10 protein-coding genes are annotated in these 14,549 nt (G+C 71.7%); 3 read left to right on the top strand and 7 right to left on the bottom strand.

Annotated features, from left to right (window positions below):
- Nucleotides 1–147: 147 nt before the first annotated feature.
- Nucleotides 148–1,836, bottom strand: a complete 1,689-nt coding sequence (locus KM842_RS08585; RefSeq protein WP_253206054.1) for a long-chain-fatty-acid--CoA ligase — start codon at nucleotides 1,834–1,836, stop codon at nucleotides 148–150.
- 94 nt (nucleotides 1,837–1,930) lie between these two features.
- Here KM842_RS08585 and KM842_RS08580 point away from each other — a divergent pair, with 94 nt between their 5' ends.
- Entirely contained in the window at nucleotides 1,931–2,869 is a 939-nt protein-coding gene (locus tag KM842_RS08580) for an oxygenase MpaB family protein (protein ID WP_216257543.1), read from the top strand.
- Between the two features lie 719 nt (nucleotides 2,870–3,588).
- On the opposite strand, the gene KM842_RS08575 is transcribed toward KM842_RS08580, so the two are convergent.
- The 3 genes from KM842_RS08575 to KM842_RS08565 all read right to left on the bottom strand — a co-directional run bounded on the left by KM842_RS08575 (nucleotide 3,589) and on the right by KM842_RS08565 (nucleotide 5,995).
- Complete coding sequence (locus KM842_RS08575) at nucleotides 3,589–4,590, bottom strand: aldo/keto reductase (protein ID WP_216257542.1); 1,002 nt, start codon at nucleotides 4,588–4,590, stop codon at nucleotides 3,589–3,591.
- 125 nt (nucleotides 4,591–4,715) lie between these two features.
- On the bottom strand, nucleotides 4,716–5,282 hold the full coding sequence (locus KM842_RS08570; RefSeq protein ID WP_216257540.1) for a TIGR03086 family metal-binding protein: 567 nt from the start codon (nucleotides 5,280–5,282) through the stop codon (nucleotides 4,716–4,718).
- 152 nt (nucleotides 5,283–5,434) lie between these two features.
- A complete protein-coding gene (locus KM842_RS08565; protein ID WP_216257538.1) occupies nucleotides 5,435–5,995 on the bottom strand; it encodes a YceI family protein in 561 nt (186 codons plus the stop codon).
- A gap of 200 nt (nucleotides 5,996–6,195) precedes the next feature.
- On the opposite strand from KM842_RS08565, the gene KM842_RS08560 reads away from it, so the two are divergent.
- On the top strand, nucleotides 6,196–7,200 hold the full coding sequence (locus tag KM842_RS08560; RefSeq protein ID WP_216257535.1) for an aldo/keto reductase family protein: 1,005 nt from the start codon (nucleotides 6,196–6,198) through the stop codon (nucleotides 7,198–7,200).
- Between the two features lie 129 nt (nucleotides 7,201–7,329).
- On the opposite strand, the gene treZ is transcribed toward KM842_RS08560, so the two are convergent.
- The 3 genes from treZ to glgX are packed head-to-tail and all read right to left on the bottom strand — an operon-like array spanning nucleotide 7,330 to nucleotide 13,933.
- Nucleotides 7,330–9,084, bottom strand: coding sequence for a malto-oligosyltrehalose trehalohydrolase (gene treZ, locus KM842_RS08555; RefSeq protein WP_216257533.1), 1,755 nt, complete (start codon nucleotides 9,082–9,084; stop codon nucleotides 7,330–7,332).
- Nucleotides 9,081–11,594, bottom strand: a complete 2,514-nt coding sequence (treY, locus tag KM842_RS08550; protein ID WP_216257531.1) for a malto-oligosyltrehalose synthase — start codon at nucleotides 11,592–11,594, stop codon at nucleotides 9,081–9,083. Before treY ends, treZ begins: the two co-directional genes overlap by 4 nt.
- On the bottom strand, nucleotides 11,591–13,933 hold the full coding sequence (gene glgX / locus KM842_RS08545; protein WP_216257529.1) for a glycogen debranching protein GlgX: 2,343 nt from the start codon (nucleotides 13,931–13,933) through the stop codon (nucleotides 11,591–11,593). The genes treY and glgX overlap by 4 nt, the downstream gene beginning before the upstream one ends.
- 223 nt (nucleotides 13,934–14,156) lie before the next feature.
- Here glgX and KM842_RS08540 point away from each other — a divergent pair, with 223 nt between their 5' ends.
- Complete coding sequence (locus KM842_RS08540; protein ID WP_216257527.1) at nucleotides 14,157–14,486, top strand: hypothetical protein; 330 nt, start codon at nucleotides 14,157–14,159, stop codon at nucleotides 14,484–14,486.
- Nucleotides 14,487–14,549 lie beyond the last annotated feature (63 nt).

Genomic DNA, 14,549 nt, shown 5'->3' with positions numbered 1-14,549 from the left:
CGGGGCCCGACGGCCGGTCCCGCCGTCGTCGTCCTCGGCGGGGTCGCGTCACGGTCGGTGGGGTCGCGCCGTGGTCGGTTGGGTCGGTCGTGGCCGGCGGGTCGCGTCCTGATCCGCGGGTCGCGTCCTGGTCCGCGGGGTCGCGTCCTAGTCGGCGGCGAGGATCGCGTCGCGGACCTTGCGGCGCAGCACCTTGCCGATCATCGAGCGGGGCAGGTCCTCGACGACGACCACGCGGCGGGGCACCTTGTACGCCGCCAGGTGGTCACGGGACCACGCCCGGAGCGCGGCCGGGTCGAACGTCGCCGGGTCGACGGGGATCACTGCGGCGACCACCTGCTCGTTGCCGCCCTGCGTGATGCCGACGACCGCGACCTCCTTGACGCTCGGGTGCTTGAGGAGCGTGTCCTCGACCTCGGAGGGTGCGACGTTGAAGCCACCCGTGATGATGAGCTCCTTGAGCCGGTCGACGATCTTGACGAAGCCGTCGGCGTCGATGGCCACGATGTCGCCGGTCCGGAACCAGCCGTCGGGGGAGAAGACCTCGTCGGTGGCCTCGGCCTTGCCCCAGTAGCCGCTGAAGACCTGGGGGCCGCGGACCTGCAGCTCGCCGGGCTCGTCGGTGCCGAGGACCTTCGACGGGTCGTCCGGGTCCACCACCCGGCACTCGGTCGAGGGCAGCGGCAGGCCGATCGCACCGAGACGACGGTCCTCGGACACCGGGTTCGCCATCAGGACGGGGGAGCACTCGGACAACCCGTAGCCCTCGACCAGGAAGCCGCCGGTCCGGGCCTCCCACGGTTCGATGACGTCCTGCGACAGGGGCATGGCGCCCGAGATGCCGATGTCGATGCCCCGCAGCGAGACCCCGGCGGAGTCGGCGGCGTGCTGCAGGCGGGCGTAGATCGGCGGCACGGCCGGCAGGAACGTCGGCGGACGCTTCTTGATCGCCGCCAGCACGAGGGCCGGGTCGAAGGCCGGGAAGAGCACGAGCCGCCCGGCGATGCTCATCGCGAAGGTCAGGCAGAGGGTCAGGCCGTAGGCGTGGAACATCGGCAGAACGGCGTGCACGACGCTGCCGTCGCCGGCGCTGATCTGCGGGATCCACGCCCGGGCCTGGGCGGCGTTGGCCAGCAGGTTGCGGTGGGTCAGGACCGCGCCCTTCGGGGTGCCCGTCGTACCCGAGGTGTACTGGATGAGCGCGACGTCGTCGGTCTCCGGGCGCGGGTGCCGCTTCGACAGCTTCCGGTTCGACACGAGGTCGTCCCACCGGGTGGTGCCCGTCACCGGGGCCGTCAGCTTCGCCCGGGACTCGCGGGCCTTCGCCACCGGCAGCGACAGCGCCAGGCGGGTCCGGCGCGGCATCGCTCGGGTCAGGTCGACGGAGACGATCGCGTCGAGGGCGACGTCCTTCGGGAAGTCCTGCAGGGTGGCCACCGACTTGTCCCAGGCGATCGCGACCCGGGCACCGTGGTCCTCGAACTGGTGCCGCAGCTCACGCGGGGTGTACAGCGGGTTGTGCTCGACGACGATCGCGCCGAGCCGCAGCACCGCGTAGAACGCCACCACGTGCTGGGGGCAGTTCGGCAGCACCAGGGCCACCCGGTCGCCCTTCGTCACGCCGAGCTTCCGCAGACCGTTCGCCGCGCGGGCGATCTGCTCCTCGAGCTCGGCGTACGTCGTCGTCCGCGTGAAGAACTCGAGCGCCACCGCCTTCGGGAACCGCTTCGCCGACTGCTCGACCAGGTCCAGCAGGGACCCGGTCATCGGCTCGATGTCGGTCGGCACCCCTGCAGCGTAGGAACCGAGCCAGGGACGAGGCGTGTCGATGCTCACGCCGACCAACCTAGCGGGCAGACCCGAGCGGTGGTCAGGCGCGGTTCGTGGCCGACCGGGGCGCACTGTCAGGGGCGCGACGGACGATGGCGTCATGTCGTTCGTCACCGATGCCTTCCGGACCCGCATGCAGGCCACCTTCACCGGCAGCACCACCGGCAGCCCCGAGTGGGTGGACCAGCTCGAACGCGGTACCGACGCCGGCTTCTTCGGCCCCGGGTCCGCCACCTGGTCGGTGCACGGCGGCAATCAGACCATCGTCGCCGGGGTCCGTGCCCTCCTGGTGCAGGCCCTCCACCCGGGGGCGCTGGCCGGGGTGGCCGACCACTCCCGCTACAAGGACGACCCCTTCGGGCGGCTCGCCGGCACCATCCGGTGGATCTACACCGTCACGCACGGCGACACCGCCACCGCCCGGGCCGGCAGCGAGTGGGTGCTCAAGCTGCACGAGCGCGTCCGCGGGCAGTACGTCGACGGCCACGGCATCGGCCGTCCCTACACTGCCAACGACCCCGACCTGGCGCGCTGGGTGCACCTGGCCTTCACGGACGCGTTCCTCCGCACCGCGCAGCGCTGGGGTGAGCCGATCCCCGGCGGCGCCGACGCCTACGTCAAGGAGTGGGCGATCGCGGGACGGCTCATGCGCGTGGAGGACGCCCCCGAGAGCGAGGCCGAGCTCCGCGCGCAGATGGACGGCTACCTCGACCGTGGCGAGCTCGCGGTGACGCCCAGGACCCGGGAGGTCCTGCGCTTCATCAAGAACCCGCCGCTCGCCCAGTTGCTCCGGCCGGGGTACCGGGCGCTGTACCAGGGCGCGGTCTCGACCCTCGACCCGCGGCACCGGTCGCTGCTCGGCATCCGCACGCCCGCGATCGGACCGATCGAGCTGCCCGTCGACCGTGCGACCGGGCTCGTCCTCGACGGCATCGGCGGGGTCCTGGGAACGCAGTCGGGCACGGAGCGTGCGGCGTTGGCGCGCATCGCGCGGCTCGAGCGCGAGGCGGCGGCGGGGCGGGGAGTCGGCGCGGCCTGACGGCGTTGCCGGAGCCGGCGGGGTCGGCGAGGTCGGCGGGGCTGAGGTCGCACGACCCGCCGTGGCGCGCTCGTCGAGGTCGCACGAAGTGCCATGGCGCGCTCGTCGAGGTCGCACGAAGTGCCGCCAGGGCCGTCCCCGGCCGGCCGTTCGTGCGACCCCGACGGCGTGCGGATGGCGTGTCGTGCGACTCCGGCGCGGCCGGCTGTGTCGATCTGGAGGCGCGGCCGGATTCCGCGCGGACCCTCGGCCGCTGACGCGCCCGGGTGGCAGCCGTCGAGGTCGCGCGAAGTGCCGTGGCGCGCTCGTCGAGGTCGCACGAAGTGCCGCCAGGGCCGTCCCCGGCCGGCCGTTCGTGCGACCTCGGCGGCGTGCGAGTGTCGTGTCGTGTCGTGCGACCTCGGCGTGTCCGGCCGGGGCTGTCTGGAGGCGCCGCTTCGGTCCTGCGCGGATGCTCGGCCGGGTTCCGCGGCGCCGCAGCGGTAGGCGCGCCCACGTGGGCACCGGCGAGGTCGCACGACCCGCCGCGGCCCGCCCGCCGAGGTCGCACGACGTGCCGCCAGGAGAGGGCCCGGCCGGCCGTTCGTGCGACCTCGGCGGCGCGTGGGCGGCGTGTCGTGCGACCTCGGCTGCGGCTGCGGCTACGGCTACGGCTACGGCTACGGCTACGGCTACGGCTACGGCTGCGGCTACGGCCACGGCCTGCGCCGGCGCCGGGATCAGAAGCCGGACGGCACCCGCGGGGTGTAGGCCTGCTCGAGTCGCGCGACCTCGTCGTCGGTCAGCGTGATCGCGGTCGCCGCGACCGCGTCGTCGATGTGGTGCTCCTTCGTCGCGCCGATGATCGGGGCGGAGACGGCAGGCTTGCCGGCGACCCAGGCCAGGGCGATCTGCGCCATGCTGGCGCCGCGCTCCTCGGCGACCTGGCCGACGGCGTCGACGATCGCGCGGTTCGCGTCCTCGTCCTGGCGGTAGAGGGTCTTGCCGAACTCGTCCGTGTCCGAGCGCGAGCCGGAGCCCTGGGCGTCCCACGGGCGCGTGACCTTGCCACGCGCGAGGGGGCTCCACGGGATGACCCCGACGCCGGTGTGGGCGCAGTAGGGGTGCATCTCGCGCTCCTCCTCGCGTTCGAGGAGGTTGTACTGGTCCTGCATGCTGACGAACCGGGTCCAGCCGTGGCGCTCGGCGACGTGCTGCATCTCGGCGAACTGCCACGCCCACATGCTGCTCGCGCCGATGTAGCGCGCCTTGCCGGCCTTGACGACGTCGTGCAGCGCCTCCATCGTCTCCTCGACCGGGGTCTCCGGGTCGAAGCGGTGGATCTGGTACAGGTCGACGTAGTCGGTGCCCAGGCGGGTCAGCGAGGCGTCGATCTCGTGCATGATCGCCGCGCGCGACAGGCCGGCGCCGTTGCGACCCGGGCGCATGCGGTTGAACACCTTCGTGAGGACCTGGACCTCTTCACGCGGTGCCAGCTCCTTGAGGAGCTGACCGGTGATCTCCTCGCTGCTGCCCGCGGAGTACACGTTCGCGGTGTCGAAGGTCGTGATGCCCGCCTCGAAGGCGCGGCGGACGAAGGGGCGGGCCTCGTCGATGCCGACGCTCCAGGCGTGCGAGCCGGCGGCCGGGTCGCCGTAGGACATCATCCCGAGGACGATGCCCGAGATCTCGAGCCCGGAGCTGCCCAGGCGGGTGGTGGGAACGGTCGGGGTGTCGGACATGCTGGGTCCTTCCGGAGGCGGCGCGGTCACCCACCACGCGGGAGGCGGTGCGTCGCGGTGTGTGCGTCCGCTCGTGCGGGCGAGGGACGAACGGGCGACCGGGCGGCCGCTCGTGACGGGTGTGGTCAGGCGGAGACCCGGGCGTCCCGCCCGGTGACCGCGAGGAGCCGCACCTGCAGAGGAGCATCGTCGTCCACCTGCACTGGTGCCGCGTACAGTCCCGTGGCCTCGAGCGACTGGATCTGCGGCTCGAAGTGCGTCCACACCGCCTCGACGAGTTCGTCGGGCAGCTGCTCGTCGCTCCCGGTCGCGCGGGCGAGGTCCCACGTGTGGATCGTGATGTCGCTCGTCTGCTCCGCGAGGTACTCGCCGGCGCTCACGACGTCGGTCGCGAGGTGGACCGGGGTGTCCTGGGGAGCGCGCTGCCACGCCTCGATCGCGGCACCCGAGTGCCGTTCCCACTCGGCCACGAGGTCGTCGCCGATCGGTTCGAGGTCCGCCTCGGCCTGGGCGTGGTCGCACCCGGTGAGGAGCTTCGGGATCCAGCGCTGCTCGTCCACGACGTGGGCGACGAGGTCGCGGGTGGTCCACTCCGAGTCGGGCGTCGGGGCGTCCCACTCGGTGACAGCGGCAACGCGGCGGCCGAACTCCGCGGCCGCGAGGGTCTGCAGGGCGATCCAGTCGGTGGGCATCGTGGGCTCCTGTTCGTCGGCGGTGGTGCCTGCAACCCGACGGTGCACGGCTGGATTCCCGCCGGCGGGTCGGTGCGTCGCTCACGCTACCGCTCGGTGGACGGCACGAAGCCCCGACGCCGAGGGCGCCGGGGCTTCGTGGTGTCAGGAGGTCAGGCCGCCTGGAGGACGAACTGGACGTCGAGGTTGATCGTGACGTCGTTGCCGAGCGTGAAGCCGCCGGCCTCGAGCGCTGCGTTCCAGTTCACGCCGAACTCGGTGCGGTCGATCTTGGTCGTCGCCTCGGCGCCGAGCTTGACCTGGCCGTAGCCGTCGGTGGTGACGCCGCCGAACTCGGTCTTCAGCGTGACGTTCTTCGTCACGCCGCGCAGCGAGAGCTCGCCGTCGATGAGCATGTCGTCGCCGTCCTCGCGGATGCCCGTCGAGCGGAACGTCATGTGCGGGTGCTCCTCGGTGAGGAAGAAGTCACCGGTCGCGAGGTGCTGGTCGCGCTGCGGCTGGTTGGTGTTGATGCTGGCGACGTCGATCGAGGCCTCGAGGGTGGTGTCGAGCGGGTTCTCGGCGGTGACGAGCGTGGCGTCGAACTGCTCGAACTTGCCCTTGACCTTGCTGATGGCGAGGTGGCGGACGGAGAAGCTGACCTCGGAGTGGGTCGGGTCGAGCTTCCAGGTGCCGGTGACGTAGCCGGGGATGGCGGAGGCGGTGAGAGCCATGGTGAGTCCTTACTTCGAACGAGTGGTCTTCGAGCGATGAGTCGTGGGGCCGACGCGATGGTGCATGCGCCTGCATCGACCTTGATGCTACCCCATCCTGCACCCGTTTGGTTGAAGCGTCAACCATTGTTCACCGAGGCGTCGTCCCGGGTACTGCCCGGACCCCTCACGGGAGCGCTCACTCCAGTAGCGTCGGACCCATGGAATTCAGGTACCTGGGCAACTCCGGACTCAAGATCTCCGAGATCACCTACGGCAACTGGCTGACGCACGGCTCGCAGGTCGAGAACGACGTCGCCACCCAGTGCGTGCGGGCAGCGCTCGACGCCGGCATCACCACGTTCGACACCGCGGACACCTACGCGAACACCGCCGCCGAGACCGTCCTCGGCGAGGCGCTCAAGGGTGAGCGCCGGCAGTCCCTCGAGGTCTTCACGAAGGTGTACTGGCCGACCGGTCCGAAGGGACACAACGACGTCGGCCTCAGCCGGAAGCACATCATGGAGTCGATCAACGGCTCCCTCGAGCGGCTGCAGACCGACTACGTCGACCTGTACCAGGCGCACCGCTACGACTACGAGACCCCGCTCGAGGAGACCATGCAGGCCTTCGCGGACGTCGTCCGTCAGGGCAAGGCGCTGTACATCGGCGTCAGCGAGTGGTCCGCCGAGCAGATCCGTGCCGGTGCGGCGCTCGCGAAGGAGCTCGGCTTCCAGCTCATCTCGAACCAGCCGCAGTACTCGATGCTGTGGCGCGTCATCGAGGGCGAGGTCGTCCCCGCCTCGAAGCAGCTCGGCCTCTCCCAGATCGTCTGGTCGCCGATCGCCCAGGGCGTCCTCACCGGCAAGTACAAGCCGGGTCAGCCGCTCCCCGAGGGCTCCCGCGCCACGGACGAGAAGGGCGGCGCGGACATGATCAAGCGGTTCATGCGCGACGAGGTCCTCGAGGCCGTGCAGCGCCTGCAGCCGGTCGCGGACCAGGCCGGGCTCACCCTCGCCCAGCTCGCCATCGCGTGGACGCTGCAGAACGAGAACGTCGCGTCGGCGATCGTCGGCGCCTCGCGCCCGCAGCAGGTCACCGACAACGTGAAGGCCGCGGGCGTCACGCTCGACGCCGACGCGCTCGCCGCGATCGACGCCGCACTCGGGGACATCCCCGAGCGCGACACCGCGAAGGTCGTCTCGCCGGCACAGCGTCCGGCCTGAGCCGACGACGCGCGGCGCGGCGGCCTGCGAGCCGACGCCACGACGGACGGGAGGCCCGGTACCAGCTCGTACCGGGCCTCCCGTCCGTCGTGTGGGCGCGTGCTCAGCGACCCCGCTCGCCGGACGCCGTCAGCGCACGACCACGAGGCCGCGGCCGCCGAAGCGGACGCCGTCCGTGTCGAAGTCCGCGTCGCCGAAGCTGAACAGCACCTCGCCGGTGGCGCCGACGAGAGGGACCTCGGTCGCGTCGTCCGAGAGGTTCACGACCACGTGCACCGGCGCTGCGGTCGGGCCGAGCAGCCCGCGGGTGAGCACCAGCCAGCGCTCGTCCTCGCTGAAGCGGACCGCGTTCGCCTCGTACCGGTGGTCGACGAAGGCCTCGTCGGTCCGGCGGAGGGCGACGAGCACCCGGTAGGCGTTGAGGACCCGGGCGCCGCGCTCCGAGTCCACGTCGGACCAGTCGAGTTTCGAGTTCGTGAACGTCGTCGGGTCCTGCGGGTCCGGCACGGTCGACTCGTCCCAACCGTGCTGCGCGAACTCCTTGATGCGACCCTCGGCCGTCACCTTGCCGAGCTCCGGCTCGGGGTGCGACGTGAAGAACTGCCAGGGCGTCGTCGCCGCGAACTCCTCGCCCATGAACAGCATCGGCGTGAACGGGCCGAGCAGGGTCAGGGCCGCTGCGATGACCAGGCCCTCGTCGGACACGGTGGCCGCCAGGCGGTCGCCCGCGGCACGGTTGCCGATCTGGTCGTGGTTCTGGTTCGCGACCACGAGGGCGGTCGTGGGGGAGGTGCCCCGGTCGATCGGCCGACCGTGGCGCGAGCCACGGAACGACGACCAGGTGCCGTCGTGGAAGAAGCCGTGGTCGAGCACCTTCGCCAGCGCGGTCAGCGGCGCGAAGTCGGCGTAGTAGCCGTTCGTCTCCCCGGTCACCGCGACGTGCACGGCGTGGTGGAAGTCGTCCGACCACTGGCCGGCGAGCCCGTAGCCCGCGGCCTCGCGCGGACGGAACATCACCGGGTCGTTGAGGTCCGACTCGGCGATGAGCGACAGCGGCTTGCCTGTGAACGCCGAGTAGGCGTCGGTCTCGCTGGCCATCTCGGCCAGGACGTGCGGCCGGGTGGTGTCGCGGATCGCGTGCACGGCGTCGAGACGGAGGCCGTCGACGTGGTGGTCACGGAACCACATGCGCACGTTGTCGAGAACGTAGCGCCGCACCTCGGGGTGCTCGACGTTGACCGAGTCACCCCAGGTGTTCGCCAGGCCCTGCACGAGGTACGGCCCGTACAGCGGCAGGTAGTTGCCGCTCGGTCCGAGGTGGTTGTACACGACGTCCTGGATGACGCCGAGGCCGAGCGCGTGCGCCCGGTCGACGAAGCGGTCGTAGGCGTCCGGGCCGCCGTACGGGGCGTGCACGGCGAACCACGCCACCCCGTCGTAGCCCCAGTTCCACTCGCCGTTGACACCGTTCACGGGCAGGAGCTCGACGAACTCGACCCCGAGCTCGACCAGGTGCTCGAGCTTCGCCGCGGCCGCGTCGAGCGTGCCCTCGGGAGTGTAGGTGCCGACGTGCATCTCGTAGATCACGCCGCCGCGGGCCGGGCGACCGGTCCAGGCGTCGTCGGTCCACGCGAAACGTGCCGGGTCGACGACCTCGGACGGGCCGTGGACACCTTCGGGCTGGAAGCGGCTGCGCGGGTCCGGGCGGACGGCGTCGTCGTCACCGATGCGGAAGCCGTAGCGGGCGCCGACGACGGGGAGGACCTCGTCGGTGGTCCACCAGTCGTCGTCGCCGCGGGTGAGTGCGTACTCGGTGTCGTCGACGACGAGGCGGACGCGCTCGGGCTCGGGGGCCCAGACGCCGTAGCGGTCGGGACTGGTCATGCGTGACCCTCCAGGATCTCGACCTCTGCCTGGGCGTCGGTCTCGGTGTCATCGGTGCTGGTGCTGGTGCTGGTGCTGGTGCTCGTGCTGGTGCTGGTGGTGCCGGTGCTCGCGGCGTCGTGCCCGGCTCCGTCGACGACGTCGGCCGGGACGAGGAGCGCGACCGGGTAGTCGGCGAGCACCTCGTCGAGCAGCAGGTCGCGGTCGGCAGGGAAGCGGCGACCGGTCAGCAGGTCGACCCGCTCCACCGGGACGACGTGCAGGAGCGTGTCCGCCCAGCCGCCCACGGCCGCGAGGCCGAGGGGCAGGCGCGTGGCCACCGTGACGGCGCCACCGCGGTCGAACGCGACGACGTGGTCGGCTGCCGGGCCGGTCGCGTCGAGCGGCACGTACCGGGTGAAGAGCTCCGGGCGGTCACGGCGGAGGCGGAGCGACCGGCTGGTGACGAGCGTCTTGGCGGCGGCGTCGAGGTCGATCGCGGGGAGCGCGTCGGGCCCGTCGTCGTCCGCACCGTCGAGGCCGGCGAGCACGCGGCGGCGCTCGGCGTAGTCCACCGGTCGGCGGTTGTCCGGGTCGACGAGCGAGCGGTCCCACGCCTCGGTGCCCTGGTAGACGTCGGGGACGCCGGGGGCGGTGAGCTGCAGGATCTTCGCGCCGAGGCCGTTCGACCATCCGGCGGCGGTGATGCGCTCGTCGAGGGCGTCGAGGACGGCGACGACGTCCGGGTCGTCGAACGCGGCGTCGACGAGCGCGTGCATCTGGCGCTCGAAGGCCTCGTCCGGTTCGGTCCAGGTCGTGCTGTCACCGGCTTCGCGCGAGGCCTTCTCGGCGTACGCGTGCAGCCGCTCGCGGGATGCCGGTCGGGCGCCGACGATCGCCTGCCAGAGCAGGTTCGCGAAGACGCCGTCCTCGAGCGGCGCGAGACCGTTCAGCCGGTCGAAGACCTCGGTCCACTCGCCACCGAGCTCCGCCAGCACGGCGATCCGCGCCCGGGTGTCCTCGCTGCGCTTGGTGTCGTGCGTGGTCAGGGTCGTCATGGCGGACGGCCAGCTCGCCAGGCGCTCGACCTGTGCGGCGTGGAACTCCGCGGTGGTCGCGGCGAAGACGCTCGGGTCGCCGCCGACCTCGCTGAGGGACGAGAGCCGCGAGGTGCGGTAGAAGGCCGTGTCCTCGACACCCTTCGCCATCACCATCCCGCTGGTCTGCTGCAGTCGGACCGCGGCGGCGTTGTCCGGGTCGCAGAGCGCCGGGGCGATGCGGTCGACCACGTCGGCGAGGTCCGGACGGGACTCCGCCGCGACCTCGAGCGCCTCGATGAGGTGGTGGATGCCCTCGGGCAGGTACGTGCGGTAGACCTCGAAGCTCGCGACGACCTCGGCGACCGCGTCGACGATGCGCTCCTCGGCGAGGGGCTCGCCCACACCCTGCACGCTCGGATCGGTGACGAGCAGACGGGCCAGGCGCCGGACCTCGCTGTTCAGGATGCCGTCGGCGATGCCACGGCGCGTACCGCGGGTCAGGTCCTGCCACGCCACGTGTGCGCCGCGCAGCCGGTCCTCGAGGGCGGCTAGCGGTGCCTCGCCCGCGGGGTCGACGAACACCCGGTCGACGAAGCCGAGCGCGTCGTACCCGGTCGTGCCGTCGACGGGCCACGACGCGGGCAGGAGCTCGCCGGGCTCGAGGATCTTCTCGACGAGCGTGTAGGCGCCACCGGTCAGGTCGGCGAGGTCGTCCAGGTACCCGGCCGGGTCGTACAGCCCGTCCGGGTGGTCGATCCGCAGCCCGTCGACCAGGCCGTCGCGGAACCACGAGCCGATGACGCCGTGGGAGGCCGCGAAGACCTCGGGCTCCTCGACGCGGATGGCCGCGAGGGTGTTCACCGCGAAGAAGCGGCGGTAGTTCAGCTCGGAGTCGGCGCGCTTCCAGTGCACGAACTCGTAGTGCTGGCGTGCGTGCACGGCCTCGACGTCGTCGCCGTCCTGGACGGTGCCGGGAGCGGTCGGGTAGGCGGTCTCACCCACGAGCAGGCGCGGACCGTCGGCCGAGCCGTCGCCGGTTCCGCGGTCGAGCGTGACGCCCTCGAGCAGCCGGTCGTCGAGGACCGGGACGCGGATGCGTCCGTCGCCCGCTGCCCAGTCGACGTCGAAGGCCCACGCGACGGGGGACTCCTGCCCGTGCTCGAGCAGCGACCACCACCACGGGTTCACGGCGGGCGTGGCGACGCCGACGTGGTTCGGCACGACGTCGACCAGGACGCCGAGCCCGACCGCGTGCGCGGCGTCGGCGAGGGCACGGAGTGCGTCGTCCCCACCCCGCTCGGTGTCGACGTGCGTGTGGTCGACGACGTCGTACCCGTGTCCGGAGCCGGGCTCGGCCTGGAGGACGGGGGAGAGGTAGATCCAGTCGGCGCCGAGGTCGCGGACGTAGTCCACGACGTCACGGGCGGCGCTGAGGTCGAAGTCGGCCGTGACCTGCAGACGGTAGGTCGAGGTCGGGTGGCGGCGGGTCATGCGGCACTCCCAGGGGTGTCGGTCTCGGTGGGGTCGGGTGCGTCGCTGACGGGTGCAGCGTCGGTCGTGGGCTCAGCCGCGGAGGCGGAGGAGGCGGCTGCCGGGACGCCGGCGGCACCGGCCGTCCCGGCAGCGCTCGGCGCCGCGGAGGCGGCCGGGTTGGCGGGGGTCGCCGCCGGGTGCTCGGGCTCGCCCTGCTGCGCCGTGTCGACCGGCGTCCGCTGGATCTCGTGCTCCGGCTCGGCGCGCAGGACGATCATCGACCGCGCGGGCACGTCGAGCGGCTCACCGGCCTCGAGCACCTCTTCGCGAGCGCCGGGCTCGGCGGTGTCGATGCGCACCGTCCAACCCGGGGAGTACTCCTCGGGCGGCAGCGTGAAGGTGACGACGCCGTCGTGCGCGTTGAAGTACGTCAGGAAGGCCACGTCGGTGACGCGCTCCCCACGGGCGTCACGGCCGCGGATGCCCTCGCCGTTCAGGTACATGCCGACGCTCTTGCCGAACCCGGAGTCCCACTCCTCGGGCTGCATGGCGTCACCCGCGGGGGTCAGCCACACGACGTCGGGCAGCGGTTCGCCCTCGCCACGGCGGACCGGACGACCGTTGAAGTACCGGGTCCGGCGGAAGGTCGGGTGGTCGTGGCGGAGCTTGACGACGTCGGCGGTGAACTGGATGAGCTCGTCGTCGGCGGTGGCCCAGTCGATCCAGCTGAGCTCGGAGTCCTGCGCGTAGACGTTGTTGTTGCCCTGCTGCGTGCGGCCGAGCTCGTCACCGTGCGCGATCATCGGCACGCCCTGGCTGAGCAGCAGCGTGGCAAGGAAGTTCCGTCGACGCTGCAGCCGGAGCGCGGTGACCTCGGGGTCGTCCGTCGGGCCCTCGACGCCGGAGTTCCACGAGCGATTGTGGCTCTCGCCGTCGTTGTTGTCCTCGCCGTTGGCGTCGTTGTGCTTCTCGTTGTAGGCGACGAGGTCGTGGAGCGTGAAGCCGTCGTGGGCGGTGATGAAGTTGATGCTCGCCTTGGGCGTGCGGCCGTCGTGCTCGTAGAGGTCGGCCGACCCGGAGATGCGTGAGGCGAACTCGCCGAGGGTCGAGGGCTCGCCCCGCCAGAAGTCGCGCACGGTGTCGCGGTACTTGCCGTTCCACTCCGACCACTGCGGGGGGAAGTTGCCGACCTGGTACCCGCCGGGGCCGACGTCCCACGGCTCGGCGATGAGCTTCACCTGCGACACGATCGGGTCCTGTTGCACGAGTTCGAAGAACGCCGACAGACGGTCGACCTCGTAGAACTCGCGGGCCAGGGCGGCGGCGAGGTCGAAGCGGAAGCCGTCGACGTGCATCTCGGTCACCCAGTAGCGGAGCGAGTCCATGATGAGCTGCAGCGAGTGCGGGTGGCCGACGTTGAGCGAGTTCCCGGTGCCCGTGACGTCCATGTAGTACCGCTTGTCGTCGTCCATCAGGCGGTAGTAGGCGGCGTTGTCGATGCCGCGGAACGACAGCGTCGGGCCGAGGTGGTTGCCCTCCGCGGTGTGGTTGTAGACCACGTCGATGACGACCTCGATGCCGGCCCGGTGCAGCTCCCGCACCATCGTCTTGAACTCCTGCACCTGCTGCCCGCCGTCGCCGGACGACGAGTAGTGCGCGTGCGGCGCGAAGAAGCCGATCGTGTTGTAGCCCCAGTAGTTCGACAGCCCCTTGTCCTGCAGGGTCGAGTCGTTCACGAACTGGTGCACCGGCATGAGCTCGAGCGTGGTCACGCCGAGTCGCTTCAGGTGCTCGATGACGGCCGGGTGCGCGACGCCGGCGTAGGTGCCGCGCTGCTCCTCGGGCACGTCGGGGTGCGTCTCGGTGAGGCCCTTCACGTGGGCTTCGTAGATGACGGTCTCGCCGTAGGGGATGCGGGGAGCCCGGTCGCCCTGCCAGTCGAAGAACGGGTTGATCACGACGCCCTTGACCATGTGGGACGCGGAGTCCTCGTCGTTGGTCGAGTCCGGGTCGCCGAACGTGTACGAGAACAGGGACTGGTCCCAGTCGATGTCACCGCTGGTCGCCTTGGCGTACGGGTCGAGCAGCAGCTTGGCGGGGTTCGAGCGCAGCCCGTTGGCCGGGTCGTACGGCGCGTGCACGCGGAACCCGTACTCCTGCCCCGGGCCGACGGTCGGCAGGTACGCGTGCCAGACGTGCGCGTCGACCTCGACGAGGCGGACGCGCTCCTCGGTGCCGTCGGCGTCGAACAGGCAGAGCTCGACCCCTTCGGCGACCTCGCTGAACACGGCGAAGTTGGTGCCGCTGCCGTCGTAGGTCGCGCCGAGCGGGTAGGGGTTGCCGGGCCAGGTGTGCAAACGTGCCTCCAGAAGGGGTGAACTGGGCCAACGTATCGGCGGACCCCTGTGATGTCCGCGCCGCTGGCGCGCCCTGTGGAGGGAGCGCGTGCTCCACAGGCGGACGCGACGGAGGCGGGACCGTTCCTCCACAGGGCGGACCACGGGCGCGACGGGTCGGCCCTTCTCCACAGATCGTCACGAGCGGCCCGACGGCCAGTCCGCGCGGAGTAGCGTCGCCGCCATGACCAACATCGTCACGCAGATCGCAGACAAGGTGCGGCCCGTCGGCGTCGCCTCGAACTACGGCGACCCGGTGGACGTCGGGGACAGCACCCTGATCCCCGTGTCCGTCAACTGGTACGGCTTCGGCGGCGGCTCCGACGCCGACGAGGACGGCGCGGGCGGCGGTGGCGGCGGTGCCGTCTCGCTGCCGGTCGGCGCGTACGTCCGCCGCCCGGGGCAGGACCTCGCGTTCGAGCCGAACCTCATCGCGCTCCTCACCGTCAGCATCCCGGTCATCTGGGTCGGCGGCAAGGTGCTCGTCAAGCTGGTGCGCGCGCTCAAGAAGTGACCGCCTGACCGGGACGGAGGCCCGTGGTCACGTGACCACGCGCCTACGGTCCGGTGGGTACAC

The organism is Curtobacterium sp. L6-1 (assembly GCF_018885305.1).
In the GTDB taxonomy this organism is placed as follows: Bacteria; Actinomycetota; Actinomycetes; order Actinomycetales; family Microbacteriaceae; genus Curtobacterium; species Curtobacterium aetherium.
This window is presented reverse-complemented; position numbering and strand designations above follow the sequence as displayed.